Raw genomic sequence first — 13,748 nt, forward strand, 5'->3', positions numbered from 1 at the left:
TCGAACACCACCTGCTCGAAGGGAAGATTTGAACCGCGTCAGCACGCGGCGCATCTTCGAACCCAAAAACTCCAGCCAGCGTGAAAAATATGTAGCCGGTTGACGTTAGTCCACAGTGTCAACACGCGCATCCTTCTACAACTCCCCGACTCAACAAGGGAGGTTTCAGGATGATGCGCAGAGTTGTCTTGGTCGGTGATCTATCGGCCGCTGGTGGGAGGGTGCTGCCCTACGATGGCCCGATGGTCGATTTCTTCGGCCATCGGCCCGCGCTGATCGGTGGCAGGGCGTACTGCGAAGGATGCAACAGCGTCGGCATCATTGCGAAGGCAGGAGGGCCGCGGCGGCCGCAGTTCATATCGGAGATAGCGCTGGAGGGGGACGTGGTGGTGTGCCACTGCCCAGTGCCGCAGCCGCTGCTTTCCGGGTTGCGGCAGTCGGCGGAATATGACGATGAGGCATGGCGTGCGAGTGGAACCATGCCAACCATGGCTCCTACGGAGGACACCACCTCTGGTTTGGAAATGGCAGCCTTCAAGAAAATTGTCGATGAGGGTGTCACGCATCCGCCGGAGGCCGAACAGACCGAAAACATCTGTCCGAACATGACAAACAAGGAGTTCGCGGCCCTGATGATGAGGCTGCGCGATACGGCGATCGACTACATCACAAAGAAACGACTACCCGAACTCGAACGCTGGGACAAAAGAGCACAAGCTCATGTGAAGACATGGTTTGGCGTCGCGGATCACGAAACGCGTGAATATCTGCGCAAAGGCTTGGCTGGATGCGTTCGCACGCTGAAAGGCCTGGAACCCAAGAATTTTGTCCGTTTCACCGAGAGCGGAAGGCTTGCAACCTGCGTCATGGGGAGTTCCGCAGGAACCGTCGCAGCAGTATGCAAACCGGACACTGCCACTCATACCATCGCAATTGCCCTGCCCTTTTGCACCTTCGAGTGGGACAACAAGACCCACTTCGAAACAGGTGAAGTCATGAACGGTGATTCGAAGCTGCTGACGCTGATCCATGAGATCACTCACTTCGATGACACATTCAGCTCCAACGACGAGTGGTACGGAACAATGATCTCGAAACTGAACGCCATGAACGCAAGGAATCGAGCCAAGGCAAGGGTGAACGCAGACAGCATCGCCGCATACATCCTGGGCATTGATCAAGACACAGCAGCATGAAATATCTCCACGCCATCATCCCTCTCGCCTTGGGGCTTGCGCCTGCATGGACCACGGCCTGCTCTTTCGCCGGGCTCCAGCGCGATGTGCGGTTCCCATCGACAAGCACGCACCTCGGGTCGGAACAGATCATTTCTCTGACAAACTGGTTCATCGAGCAGAAGGACACAAGCAGAGCGACACACGGCATATACCGCGCCGACATCTTTGCTTTTGCAATCAAGGGCGATGCCGATTCTTCGGAAAAGGCACATCGCCGACTTGCGGAAGTCGCCGGACTTCTGAGGACGCTCAGCAACGGGTCTTCTTTCGAAGTGGAAACCCATGTCGATGAACTAGAGAGCCCACCGACGAAACGACCCGAGCGCCTGGACAGGCTGCAAGCCACAGTTCAACCAACGTGCGCCAAGACACTTTCATGCTGCAAGTGGATTGAAGGCCCCACCGCGTCGCCCAAGCAGCAGTGAGCGTTGCGCGTTTGAAGCTGCCCAGGCTGCATGCCCTCAACCTCGACGCCTCCATATCGAGCTCCAAGCCGGGAAACAACAGTGCCGGAGCATTTCTTCAGGGGAGACGCAATTCGATGATCAAGGTCTGGGCACGTCTTCTTCTCAACGTCCTGGCGTGGTTCCTCGTGATGCCGGCAATGTTCGTGGCTGTGGGGGCGCTGGACCAGCGCAAATTCCAACCACTCTTCGAGAACATCGTTCCGATCACCGCCGCGATCCTTCTTGTATGGGCGGCCTGGATCTATTGGCGCTTCGTTCCGAGCGCCCCTCGAATCTGGCAACGAATCGGCTATCTGGCCGCTTTTCTGCTGGGGATGTATCTGCTTGGAGCAGGCGCACTGTGGGTGACCTTCTGGGTCATGCTGGCGATCCACTGCGCTTAGCGGCCACACCCGCCGGTGCCGCACCGGGGAACGACTTCGAAGGGCCCGTGCACATCCAAGCTTCACCGTGATTCGAAACGCCCGGCGCCTCAGCCCTCACCCTGCCTCACTCAGCGACAAGGAGCATCCGCAATCATGCGGACCACGCGTAGAAAGTCCTTCGGCGCGACCCGGCTCACATTCCAGTTGCCCGCCACCGGCACCTCGCGCTTGTGCGCAACCACCATCTGCCGTTTCGGAATCACGAGGATGTACTGGCCATGGACGCCCCAGGCCATGTAGGCACCGCTCAGCGGCGAGTCCGGAGGCTCTTCCAGCAGCCACCAGAGGTAGCCATACCCGAAGCCCCGGCGCGCCGTGTGCGGCGGATGCATGTCCGTGGAGGGCGTTCGCTGCTGCGTCATCTGCCTGACCCAGTCGGCCGGAATCAGTTGCTGACCGCGCCAGTTGCCCTCTTTCAGCATCAGGTAGCCCAGCCGCGCCATGTCGCGGGTGGACAGGAAGAAGGGGTAGGCCAGGTGCTGTGACAGCCTGGCGTTTCCGCTTCGCTTGTGGCGGGCCAGGTCGAAGTCTTCGAGCGCAAGGGGCGTCGCGAGGTCGTCCGCGAACGACCGGTAGATGCTGCGTCCGGTCAACTGCTCGAACACCGTGCCGGCCGTGTTGAAGTCCCAGTTGTTGTAGAGGAAGTAGCTTCCAGGCTTCTGTGACCCGCGTGCCGGTGCGGCGGACGCATCGTCGCCGCCGTTGGCTGCCGAGTGATAGACACCGGAGCGCGCCGAAAGCAGGTCGCGCACGCGCGCCTGGCGCTCGACCGGCAACAGGCCGCCGATGTCGTCGACGCCCAGGTCGGCGAGAGAGCGGTCGAGATCGATCGTGCCGTTCGCCACGTACTTGCCGTACATCATCGACAACACGCTCTTGCGCGCGGAGAACACGATGCTGACCGTCTGCACGGGGCCGTAGCTGAACAGCACGCGGCCGTCCTGCACAGCCATGAGGGCGGTGGAGTCCAGCGTATGCAGGTAGTCACGCGCCGCATCGAGGTCGCGCTGACACGCATCGCTCAGGGACGATGCGGGAATGGCTTGCCACGAAGCGGCCGGATAGGTGGCCGCTTCCGCGGCGGCGGGCGGCCTCTCGAGCGTCGAGGTGCACGCGCCCGCCACCATCAAGGCGGCGCAAGCGCAGCAGAGCGCCAATGCGCGCATCAAGGTTCGTTGCATGACTGGGGGGTTATCGGGGTGGCCCGCCATCATGCGTCATGGTCTTGCGGCTGAGGTCGATCTGTCTCGAGTGCGGCGTGGTGGGGCCGACTCGTTGATTGACCGCCTCTTCGCCGCTACCTCACGCGAGGCCCGGCTCGCGCCCTTGCAGCGCTTCGCGCACTGCGCCGGCCGCGAGGTTGATGGCGTCGATGCGCGCCGTCAGTGCGTCGTTGAGCACACCGAGCAAGGCGCTCAGTTCGGTGCGGCTGGGGGTGAGTTCCTCGCTGTCGTTCAGGGCGCTGGTGTCTACGAGCTTCCTGAGCGCGGCGTAGGCACGCATCACGTCGTTGAGGTTTTCGGCGTCGTCGCAGGCTTGTAGGGCGAGGTCGTCGAGATCAAATGACGCGGGGTTGATAGAAGCGGAAGGATTGCGAGATTGCGCGCGGGTGCGAGCGGATTCAGCCATGAAATGGACTCCAAGATTCGCAGGGGCTTCATCAGGCTTCCAAACCCGGCCGCACCACCTAGCGCGACGATGGGCAGTATATCTACGAGAGGATTTCCATCGATGTACAAGTACGCTCCGATAATCAACTACCCCTTCAACCAACTACATTTAGCCTTCGACGAGTTGAGACTGAATGGTTCGGCATTGACTTCGAAGCCCTTTAAAGTTCCCTAGTAGTGGCGTCTGCCAAATATCGCTTGAGAGGTGTGGAGTGAGAGGAAATTGCGCATTAACTTTGAAAGAGGGCGAATTCATCGCGGCTCATCTCATCCCCAAAGCACTTACGAAGCCAAGCGTACCGGGCCGTCCACTCATCCAGATTGCGAGCGGCAAGATGCCTACACGTCGATGGGACAGTTGGTATGACGATCGGCTCGTAACGATTAGCGGTGAAACGTTGCTTACGGACCTTGATACTTGGGCTATTCGACAGATGCGTGCGCACAGGCTTGTTTGGAGTGGATGGGCTAGTGCTCTCACACTCGAAGGACACTTTTCGCCAATTCATGGGACGCCATGGGGTATCCGGAGAATTAATGGACTTGACACCCATAGGCTACGGCTCTTCTTCTTAAGCCTCCTGTGGCGCGCCGCCGCCACGTCGCGTCCGGAGTTTTCGGAAGTCACGATGCCAGATGTAGAACTCGAGCGTCTCCGAAAAATGCTCGTGGATGGGGACGCGTCCCCTGCATCTTTTTATGGTGTTCAGCTCACGCAGCTTTCGACAAAAGGCGTGATTCATAACATGCCGCCGATCGCCCAGTACAAGGACATACGCAATCCTGTGATTGGCTTGCGACATCAGGTGAAGAAGATATTTCGGTTCTATTTCGATGGATTGATTGCGCATTTTCATCTGCCTGAAACCGACTCTCCAACAAGCGACTACGGCCCCATGGTTTTGGGTGCCGAGGAGGATCTAGTCGTATCTACCGTCACGTACGAGCGGTCGTTTCAAAAAGAAAACCTGCAGTTCGTGCTCAGCGAAGCTCTCCCCTCCAAACTGCTGTGAAGAGAGCCTGCGCGCGATCACATCAGATGTAGCCGTCAACTCACGAATCGCAGGAACGACGCGCCTTCCAGGCTGGAGCATGCGAGGTCTCATTCGGGATATCGGTGATGAAACGACTATTGACTGCAATGCAACTATCTTCTTCTCTAAACCTCATTTATCAGCAAAGGTAATCGCAAGACACTCCTCTACATCCAAGAAGGAGTGCCCCCATGCCAATCGCCCTACTGGCGCTAACCCTCAGCGCCTTCGCCATCGGAACGACAGAGTTCGTCATCGTTGGCCTCATCCCCACAGTCGCTGCCGACCTCAACATCGGCCTCCCCTCCGCCGGCCTGCTGGTCAGCCTCTATGCGCTGGGCGTCGCCATCGGCGCGCCGGTGCTTACCGCGCTCACGGGCAAGCTGCCGCGCAAGGCGCTGCTGCTCGGGCTGATGGCGCTGTTCACGCTCGGCAATCTGCTGGCGTGGAAGGCGCCGAGCTATGAATCGCTGATTGCCGCCCGCGTGCTCACGGGGCTGGCGCACGGGGTGTTCTTCTCCATCGGCTCGACGATCGCCACCGGCCTGGTGCCAAAGGAAAAGGCGGCGAGCGCCATCGCGCTCATGTTCACGGGCCTCACGGTGGCGCTGGTCACGGGCGTGCCGCTGGGCACGTTCATCGGGCAGCACTTCGGCTGGCGCGAGACTTTCCTGGCCGTGTCTGCGCTGGGCGTTATCGCCTTCATCGGCAGCTGGGTCTTCGTGCCCGGCAACATCCGCCACACGCCGCCGGCCTCGCTGGCGCAGCAAGCCAAGGTGCTGGCCGAGCCGCGCCTGCTGCTGGTGTATGCGAAGACGGCCATCGGCTATGGCGGCTCGTTCATTCCGTTCACGTTCCTCGCGCCGATCCTCACCGAAGTGTCTGGCTTCAGCGCCGGCGCCGTGGGCTGGGTGATGCTGGTTTACGGCGTGTCGGTGGCGGTGGGCAACATCTGGGGCGGCAAGCTGGCCGACCGCAAGGGCCCGATTCCGGCGCTGAAGATCATCTTCGCGCTGCTGGCCGCGGTGCTGCTGCTCTTCAACTTCGCGGCGCCGCACAAGTGGCTGGCCCTGCTCGCCGTGCTGATGTGGGGCGCGGTGGCTTTCGGCAACGTGCCGGGGCTGCAGGTGTACGTGGTGAAGCAGGCCGAGCGCTTCACGCCGCAGGCGGTGGACGTGGCCTCGGGCCTGAACATCGCGGCCTTCAACCTGGGCATTGCCGGCGCGGCCTGGGCCGGCGGGCTGATCGTGACGCACCTGGGGCTGATGCACACGCCGTGGATCGGTGCGCTGGTGGTGCTGGTGTCGCTGGCCCTCACGCAATGGAGCGGAACGCTCGACCGCCGTGCCGGCATTCCGGTGCGGGCTTCTGGACCGGTGCCGGTCGGGCACTGAGCTTCCCTTCCTCTTTTCTCTTTCTTCTTCTCTTTTCAACGCACAAGGACAACGCCATGAACACGAACGTCACGCAGAGCCCCATTCCCGCCTTCGGCCTCGGCACCTTCCGCCTGAAGGGCCAGGTGGTCATCGACTCGGTGAAGAACGGCCTCGACGTGGGCTACCGCACCATCGACACGGCGCAGATCTACGGCAACGAGGCCGAGGTGGGCCAGGCGATTGCCGAAAGCGGCGTGGCCCGCGAGAGCCTCTTCATCACCACCAAGATCTGGACCGACAACTACGCCAAGAGCAAGCTGGTGCCCAGCCTGAAGGACAGCCTCGCGAAGCTGCGCACCGACCATGTGGACCTGACGCTGATCCACTGGCCCTCGCCCGGCAACGCGGTGCCGGTGGCCGAGTTCATGGGCGCGCTGGCCGAAGCCAGGGCGCAGGGGCTCACCAAGCACATCGGCGTGTCGAACTTCAACATCGCGCTGATGAAGGAAGCCATCGCCGCCGTGGGCGCGCAGAACATCGCCACCAACCAGATCGAGCTGCACCCCTACCTGCAGAACCGCAAGGTGGCTGAATTCGCGAAGAGCGCCGGCATCCACATCACTTCTTACATGACGCTGGCCTACGGCAAGGTCATCAACGACCCGGTGATCGAGGCGATTGCCAAGGCGCACGGCGCAACCACCGCGCAGGTGGTGCTGGCATGGGCGATGCAGCTGGGCTACGCGGTGATTCCGTCGTCCACCAAGCGCACGAACCTCGAGGGCAACCTGAAGGCGCTGCAGCTGAAGCTGACGGAAGCCGAAATGGCGCAGATCGCAGCGCTCGACCGCAATGAGCGCCTGACAGACCCGGCCGGTCTGTCGCCGGCCTGGGACTGACTTCCACTACGCCGGTGCAAACCCCCAGGCCTGGGTTTCAAACCCGGTGAAGCTGATGGCGCCAAGCACTGCACGCGCAGCGGTCTTGTCGCCGTCGAGCGTGAGGATCATCGGCGTCGCCGAGTTGCTCGCACCGCTCTTGTTCTGGATGTACCAGTAGCCGAGTTTTTCGGTGGGCAGCAGGCACCAGAGCTGCAGGCTGCTGTCGGCAACAGCACCCTTCCTCATCATCACGATGGGTGTGGGTGGAGGCACCGGGACAATGCCTTTGGGCACCACGGTCATCACGAGGCCCGTGCCCATGTTCGTCTGCAGATACCACCATCCCGGGTTGTTCCCTCCCGCGGGAACGAACATCCATTGCTGGTTGGTGCTGCCCTTGTCCGACTTGCGCGTCCATGAGATGACCGCGGTGCCTTCTTTCGTGCTGCCGCCGTCCACATCGAGCACGTAGCGGGTGGGCAGCAATTGCTGGATGACATGCGGGCCGAGGTCCTGCGAGTCCAGGACGCCGGCGGCTGCTTCGGCAGTGTTCTCTTCAGTGATCGACATCGTTCCTCCTGTTTCAGGAATGCGTTCGGGGGTGCCGCTCACGCGCGATTGGCGGAGGCGTTTGCGGGGGGCGTGACGGGACCGAGCGAGTGGTTCACCCAGTAGGCCTGGAGCAGCGCTTCGGCCTTCGCGGTGTCGGCCGACTTGCCCTTGGCCTGCAGCAGATCGATGGCCTGCGGGTAGGTGGTGTTCTCCGGAATGAAGAACGGCAGCGTCGGGTTCACGTTCGCGTAGCGGTCGCCCAGCAGGAATCCGGCGAGCATGGGCATGATCTGTGCCGACGTGCCGCTGAGGCTCGCGTCGAGCACCGGCCCAGGCGTGGACTGGTTCATGAGAAAGGGCGGCGTGACGTTGAACGGATTGGGCGTACCGGTCATCCACTGGTTGGCGCCCCAGTTGTGGGTGTCGCTCGCGATCCAGTCGTACATGAGGCCGGTGCCGATGGTGATGGCCGTGATGTCCTCCAGCGCGTACCCGGCCTTCACGGCCAGCGCGATGGCGGCAACCGTCGGATCGTGGTTGAAGAAGGCGCCGTCGATGTTGCCTTCGTACGAGCCCAGTTGCCCCGGCATCGCGCCGCTGGACGTGGCCGCCTTCGCGACCAGCACGTCGCCGTGGTCCGCGATCATGTTCGTGTACATGACCGGCTCCCACGGCGTCGGCGTTTTCACGCCGTCCTTCAGCGCGGCACCGCCGACGTTGAACGACACGAACAGCGCGCAGCGCCCGAGGTCGGACACCTTCGCCGTGGGGTGCAACTTGAGCTGCGAGGCGAAGACCTCGTCGATCGAGTACGCGGGCACGTTCGGGTCCGAGTTCATCTTGTTGTAGAAGTCGATCTCCTTCGTGGTGAAGAAGGTAATGAGGTCCTGCGGCTTCGTTCCCGCGAGCAGTTCGCTGGTGATGATCGAGCCCGTCGAGCATCCGGCGATGAGGTCGGTGTTGTCGATGATCTGCGGGTACTTCGTGTACAGCTTGTTCAGGATGGTGACCGACATCAGGCCCCGTATGCCACCGCCAACGAACGAGAGGATGGTGAATTTCTGCTTTTCCGCCATTGCCAACTCCTTTCAAGAGAAATGACTTCCATGAAATGACTTCCCGGCCGGGGAAGCGGAGTCTGGGCGCTCGGCATGTTTGCCGCTACGAGTGAAATCCCGTTCAATCCAACTCTGTAATTCCGCAAGCCGCGCAAGCATTCGGAATGAAACCTCGAGCGCCGGAAATTGGCGCGAAGGTTCTCTTCTTCATGCGGCGCAATCGCAAAGCACATCGAGCGCGTACCTAAGTTCGCGCTCTTCGTCCGAGGTCAATACGAGTACGAGGTTGCGGAATTCGGCCTTGTAGCAAGGCAGCATCAGCGCTGCGGTGAGTGCGTGGGTGCTGTCGCTGCTGCGCGCGATGTGCGCGTTGCACGCCACGACGCTTCGATGGATTTCGAGCGCACGCGCGACGCGAGCTGAAGACGGCTTGGTCGCGCTGCCGCTATCGCTGCTTCTGGTGATGAACATTGCCAACTCCTCTTGGCGCGCTTCGAGTGGCGCCGTGAGGTCACTCTATTCAGGGCTGGGCAGAGTGGTGAGTAACAACATCGTCGTGAATTCCGACGGCGGATTTGGTTCCGGAGCGCATGAGTGCGATCATCCGCGGCGGCAAGGTGCAATGCCTTGCCCGTGGCGCGCAGGTGCCATCACCAACAAACAGACGAGGAGATTCGCGTGGATCAAGGTGTCCGGAGGGTGTTTGTCGTTGTGCGCCCGGTGCGTGCCGCGTTGTCGGTTTCGCTGATTGCAGCCGCAGTGCTGCTGGCGGCCTGTGGTGGTGGAGGCGGCGGAGGTGGTGGTGGAGGCGGTGCGGTCCTGCCCATCGTCGCGGCACCTCCCCCTGCCAGTGGCGGCGGCAATCCGGGCAGCGGCAGCGGCTATCCGCATGCCTCGGAGCCCATCGGCACGGTCCGCCAGATCTACGACGGCGCCCTGTCTCCTGACCTCGCCGTCAACACGTACCGCAACACCGACCGGCTGTTCCCGACACGGACGATCGAGCCCGGCGGCACGCCCTACGCGCTGCCCGCGGCCGCCTCCCAGTTGACCCAGCTGAGCTTCTCGACTGGCGGCGCGACCTACAGCATGGCCGACTTCATGGCCGCCAACCGCGTGGCCGGCTTGCTGATCCTGAAGGACGGCAAGATCGCCAACGAAACCTACCAGTACGGCAACACGCAGAAGACCCGCTGGATGTCCATGTCGGTGGCCAAGTCGATCACGTCGACACTGGTCGGCCTGGCGGTAAAGGACGGCTACATCGCCAGCCTCGACGACCAGGTGGTCAAGTACGTGCCTCGGTTGGCGGGGACCGCCTACGACGGCGTCACGGTGCGCAATGTGCTGATGATGGCCTCGGGCGTGAAATGGAACGAGACCTACACCGACCCCACATCCGATCGCCGTCAGTTGCTGGAAGCACAGCTCAGCCAGAAGCCGGGTTCGGCCATGGACCTCATGAGCAAGCTGCCTCGCGTGGCCGCGCCGGGCTCCGTGTACAACTACAGCACCGGTGAGGCGCGGGTGGCCGGCGAGATCGTCTACAACGCGGTCAAGAAGCCGCTGGCGCAGTACCTGTCCGAGAAGGTCTGGTCGAAGCTCGGCATGGAAGCACAGGCCAACTGGTGGCTGGACTCGCCGGACGGCATCGAGTTCGCGGCCGGCGGCATCAGCGCGACCTTGCGCGACTATGGTCGCTTCGGCATGTTCGTCATGAACGACGGCTTTGCCGGCGGGCAGCAACTGCTGCCCACGGGATGGGTCACGGACGCGGGCTCTCCCAAGGTACTGAGCACCGGCACCGCATCGGACTACGGCTACATGTGGTGGATCCCCACCAACAAGAGCAGCCAGTCCGCGGTGGACGGCGCATTCTTCGCGGTCGGGATCATGGGCCAGCAGATCTACATCAACCGCAAGGAAAAGGTCGTGATCGTCATCTGGGGAGCGCAGACCAACCCGACGGCGACCGGCATTCCGGCGGTTCCTTTCTTCGATGCTGTCGTGAAAGCGCTCAAGACATAGGTGCCACAGGTGCGTCAGGCGGCCTTGCGTGGCGCGGCCCACGCCGACAGGATCCGCACGGCTTCGCCATCCATCTTCTGCTCGGCGGGCAAGCTGCGCCGCTCAAACGGCGCACCAGCCTCGGCGCGCAGCGCATCCACATCGATCGGATGCCGAGCCGCCACCGTCACGCCATCGAAGGCCTTGCCAGACTGCGCGAGCGAGGCCGCGTAGTACAGCTTCGCGATGCCCGCGATATGCATCGCCGCCACGCACATGGCGCAAGGCTCGCATGAGGTGTAGAGCTCGCAGCCCTGCAGGTTGACGGTGCCGAGCTTGCGGCATGCATCGCGGATCGCTTCGACTTCGCCATGCGATGTCGGGTCGTGGTGCGCGACGGAATGGTTGAAGCCTTCGCCGACGATCACGCCGTCTTTCACGACGACGGCACCGAAGGGTTCGGTGCCGGGCTCGCTCAGCGCTTGTGCGGAGAGAGCGATCGCCCGCCGCATGAACTGTTCCTGGTACATCGTGTTCAGACCTTTCTGGTAGCCGCGCTGTCGAGCGCGGTGATGGATGGTGCGCCGGCTTGGGTGCCGCGCGCAACGAAGAGGCCCGCCGTGGCGGCGGCATAGCGGCGCGGATCGAAGCGCAGCATGAGCGGCAGCAGCATCACCACGACCGCTGCGAGATAGGCCCACGCGAGCGTGAAGCCGCCGGTCTGTTCGCGCACCCAGCCGGTGACGAAGGGCGCGAGCGCCGCGATCATGAAGCCGACACCCTGCATGAAGCCCGCGAGGGCACCGGCCTGCGCGGGGTTGGGCAAATGGTCGAGCGCGAGCACCATGCACAGCGAGAACGCACCGCCGAGGCCGAAGCCCAGCGCGACCGCGATGGCGACTGCCGGCACGGGCGCGTCGAAGGTCAGCGCGCAGAAGCCCGCGAGTTGAGCGACGAGCGTGAGCACCAGCCAGGGCCGCAGGTCGCGCCCCCGGCTGCGTGCGATGGCGGGCATGGCGAGCGCGGAGACCACCTGCGCGGCGGTCATCAGCGCGAGCACGGAGCCGCCCTGCTGCGCGGTCCAGCCCTGCTGCGCATAGAAGTGCGGCAGCCAGGCGACGAGGCTGGTGTAGCCGCCGTTGATGAGGCCGAAGCACGCGGCCAGCAGCCACGCGCGGCCGCTCGAGAAACAGCGCAGCCACGAGAGGCCGCGAAGACCCGGCGCCTCGGCGATGGAAGTGGATTCGATGCGCCGCATGTTGAGCCAGTACAGCAGCGCGAAGGTCGCGAGCAGGGCCCAGATCGCGAGGCCGGCGTGCCAGTCCGGTCCCTTGTCGCCGCCCAGTGCATGCGCGACCCACGGGCTGGCCATGGCGCCGAGCCCGCCGCCGCCCATGATGGCGGCGGAATACAGCCCCGTCATCACGCCGATGCGCGCCGGGTAGGCCTGCTTCACCACGCCGGGCATCAGCGCCTGCACAAGGCCCACGCCCGCGCCCGCGAGCGCGGCGCTCCACAGCAGCGCCGCAGCGCCGCCGGCCACGTAGCGGCTGGCGCAAGCCACGGCGATGGCCACGAGCCCGAGCGCGACGCCGCCGCGCGCGCCGATGCGCTGGCCGACGGCCGCGCCGAAGAGCGAGGTGGCGCCCATCGCGAACATCGGCAGCACCGTCAGCAGCGCCACCGCGTGGAAGCCGATGCCGGTCGCCATGCGGATGGGTTCGAGCAGCGGGCTGCTCGACGTGAGAAAGGCGCGCAGGTTCAGCGCCACCAGCACGATGACGATCGCGAAGGCGATGCCTCCGTCGTGCTTGCCCCCTGCCTTCACAAGGCCGCCAGGTCTGCGCTCAGCATGCTGTTGCGCGCGACCACGCGCCCACCTGCCACCACCAGCTTGCGCACCGGCCGCGAGACGACGGCGTGCGCGACGGTCTGCGCATCGACCAGCACGAGGTCGGCGCGGTTGCCGGGCACGAGGCCGTAGTTCTCGAAGCCGCAGCCGCGCGCGCCGGAGTGGGTGACGGTGTCGAGCGCCACTTCGATCTCGTCGTCGCGGCGCAGGTTGTAGCGCAGGCCGATGATCATGGCGCGCTCGAGCATGTCGGGGTTGCCGTAGGGCGACCAGGTGTCGCGGATGCCGTCGTTGCCGCCGAGCACTGTCACGCCGGCCTGCCGGCACACCATGAGCGGCGGCACGGTGCGCGAGGGCGGCGCGCTGGTGACGAGCACCACGCCCAGCTTCGCCATGCGGGCGAGCAATGCATCGCGCTCGCGTTCGCTCACCCCCGCGCCTACATCACCGAGGCAGAAGCCGTGGCTGATGGCGACCTTGCCCTGCATGCCCAACGCCTCGGTGCGCTGCAGGATCAGGTCGAGCGAGAAGGCCCCCATGGCGCCGGGCTCGTGCAGGTGGATGTCGACAGGGCGCTGGTGCCTGTGGGCGATGTTGAAAAGCACGTCGAGCGACCTCACCGGATCGCCGTCGATGGCGCACGGGTCGAGACCACCGAGCACGTCGGCGCCCATCGCCAGCGACTGGTCGAGCAGCTCGGCGGTGCCGGGCCGGCCCAGCAGGCCCGATTGCGGGAAGGCGACGACCTGGATCTGCTGCACCTCGCGCAGCGTCTCGCGCGTGCGCAGGGTACCTTCGAGGTGGCGCAGGCCGGCCTGCGTGTCGACATCGACGTGCGTGCGCAGCCGCGTGGTGCCGAGCGCCAGGAATGCCTTGGCGAGCACCAGCGACTGCGTGGCTGCGTCATGCCCGCTGACATGGCGGAAGGCGCGCTCGTTCTCGATCTTGTCGGTGAGGTTCGTCCCGACTTCGTTGCGGTACCAATCCATGCCCCACATGGTCTTGTCGAGGTGGGTGTGGCCTTCGACGAGGCCGGGCAGCAGCAAGGCTCCGTGGCCTTCCTCGACGACGGCGCCGGCCGGCGCGGCGAGCGCGGTGCCGAGCTCGGCGATGCGCCCGTCCTGCACCCGCACGTCGACCGGGGAAGCGCCCATGGGGCGAACGTTGCGGATCAGGAGCGATGACATG

General features: G+C 63.8%; 15 protein-coding genes. 7 read left to right on the forward strand and 8 right to left on the reverse strand.

Annotated elements, in window-relative coordinates:
• Window positions 1-170 precede the first annotated feature (170 nt).
• From BMY35_RS08850 to BMY35_RS08860, 3 genes are all read left to right on the forward strand, one after another.
• Entirely contained in the window at window positions 171-1,196 is a 1,026-nt protein-coding gene (locus tag BMY35_RS08850; RefSeq protein WP_093197013.1) for a M35 family metalloendopeptidase, read from the forward strand.
• Window positions 1,193-1,663, forward strand: coding sequence for a hypothetical protein (locus tag BMY35_RS08855; protein ID WP_093197015.1), 471 nt, complete (start codon window positions 1,193-1,195; stop codon window positions 1,661-1,663). Before BMY35_RS08850 ends, BMY35_RS08855 begins: the two co-directional genes overlap by 4 nt.
• 116 nt (window positions 1,664-1,779) lie before the next feature.
• Window positions 1,780-2,088 carry a hypothetical protein gene (locus BMY35_RS08860; protein ID WP_093197017.1) on the forward strand — a complete coding sequence of 103 codons (309 nt, stop codon included), beginning with the start codon at window positions 1,780-1,782 and terminating at the stop codon, window positions 2,086-2,088.
• Between the two features lie 110 nt (window positions 2,089-2,198).
• Here the strand turns inward: BMY35_RS08860 and BMY35_RS08865 are convergent, their stop codons facing one another.
• Entirely contained in the window at window positions 2,199-3,311 is a 1,113-nt protein-coding gene (locus BMY35_RS08865; protein ID WP_093197020.1) for a serine hydrolase domain-containing protein, read from the reverse strand.
• Between the two features lie 121 nt (window positions 3,312-3,432).
• Window positions 3,433-3,759 (reverse strand): hypothetical protein, encoded by a 327-nt coding sequence (locus BMY35_RS08870; RefSeq protein ID WP_093197023.1) that lies wholly within the window; start codon window positions 3,757-3,759, stop codon window positions 3,433-3,435.
• Window positions 3,760-4,429: 670 nt separating this feature from the next.
• Between BMY35_RS08870 and BMY35_RS08875 the strand changes: the two genes are divergently transcribed.
• The 3 genes from BMY35_RS08875 (at window position 4,430) to dkgB (ending at window position 7,109) form a co-directional block, all read left to right on the forward strand.
• The gene (locus BMY35_RS08875) at window positions 4,430-4,813 is read left to right on the forward strand and encodes a hypothetical protein (protein WP_143080663.1); all 384 of its coding nucleotides are present in this window, start codon (window positions 4,430-4,432) and stop codon (window positions 4,811-4,813) included.
• Between the two features lie 212 nt (window positions 4,814-5,025).
• Complete coding sequence (locus BMY35_RS08880; protein ID WP_093197028.1) at window positions 5,026-6,228, forward strand: MFS transporter; 1,203 nt, start codon at window positions 5,026-5,028, stop codon at window positions 6,226-6,228.
• Between the two features lie 56 nt (window positions 6,229-6,284).
• A complete protein-coding gene (gene dkgB / locus BMY35_RS08885; RefSeq protein WP_093197030.1) occupies window positions 6,285-7,109 on the forward strand; it encodes a 2,5-didehydrogluconate reductase DkgB in 825 nt (274 codons plus the stop codon).
• A 6-nt stretch (window positions 7,110-7,115) separates the two neighbouring features.
• Here dkgB and BMY35_RS08890 read toward each other — a convergent pair whose 3' ends face one another.
• From BMY35_RS08890 to BMY35_RS08900, 3 genes are all read right to left on the reverse strand, one after another.
• A complete protein-coding gene (locus tag BMY35_RS08890; RefSeq protein WP_126469562.1) occupies window positions 7,116-7,703 on the reverse strand; it encodes an RICIN domain-containing protein in 588 nt (195 codons plus the stop codon).
• On the reverse strand, window positions 7,700-8,719 hold the full coding sequence (locus BMY35_RS08895) for a patatin-like phospholipase family protein (protein WP_093197036.1): 1,020 nt from the start codon (window positions 8,717-8,719) through the stop codon (window positions 7,700-7,702). Before BMY35_RS08895 ends, BMY35_RS08890 begins: the two co-directional genes overlap by 4 nt.
• A gap of 189 nt (window positions 8,720-8,908) precedes the next feature.
• Window positions 8,909-9,172: a hypothetical protein gene (locus tag BMY35_RS08900; protein WP_093197039.1), complete on the reverse strand. Its 264-nt coding sequence runs from the start codon at window positions 9,170-9,172 to the stop codon at window positions 8,909-8,911.
• A gap of 228 nt (window positions 9,173-9,400) precedes the next feature.
• Between BMY35_RS08900 and BMY35_RS08905 the strand changes: the two genes are divergently transcribed.
• Window positions 9,401-10,729, forward strand: a complete 1,329-nt coding sequence (locus BMY35_RS08905) for a serine hydrolase domain-containing protein (protein WP_256228267.1) — start codon at window positions 9,401-9,403, stop codon at window positions 10,727-10,729.
• Window positions 10,730-10,743: 14 nt separating this feature from the next.
• On the opposite strand, the gene BMY35_RS08910 is transcribed toward BMY35_RS08905, so the two are convergent.
• From BMY35_RS08910 to BMY35_RS08920, 3 genes are read right to left on the reverse strand one after another with little or no spacing between them, the layout of a single operon-like run.
• Window positions 10,744-11,238 carry a nucleoside deaminase gene (locus BMY35_RS08910; RefSeq protein WP_093197044.1) on the reverse strand — a complete coding sequence of 165 codons (495 nt, stop codon included), beginning with the start codon at window positions 11,236-11,238 and terminating at the stop codon, window positions 10,744-10,746.
• A 5-nt stretch (window positions 11,239-11,243) separates the two neighbouring features.
• Window positions 11,244-12,536, reverse strand: coding sequence for a cyanate transporter (locus BMY35_RS08915; protein ID WP_093197047.1), 1,293 nt, complete (start codon window positions 12,534-12,536; stop codon window positions 11,244-11,246).
• A complete protein-coding gene (locus BMY35_RS08920) occupies window positions 12,533-13,747 on the reverse strand; it encodes an amidohydrolase family protein (RefSeq protein ID WP_093197049.1) in 1,215 nt (404 codons plus the stop codon). Before BMY35_RS08920 ends, BMY35_RS08915 begins: the two co-directional genes overlap by 4 nt.
• Window position 13,748 lies beyond the last annotated feature (1 nt).

It is taken from the genome of Variovorax sp. YR750 (assembly GCF_900109805.1).
In the GTDB taxonomy this organism is placed as follows: Bacteria; Pseudomonadota; Gammaproteobacteria; order Burkholderiales; family Burkholderiaceae_C; genus Variovorax; species Variovorax gossypii.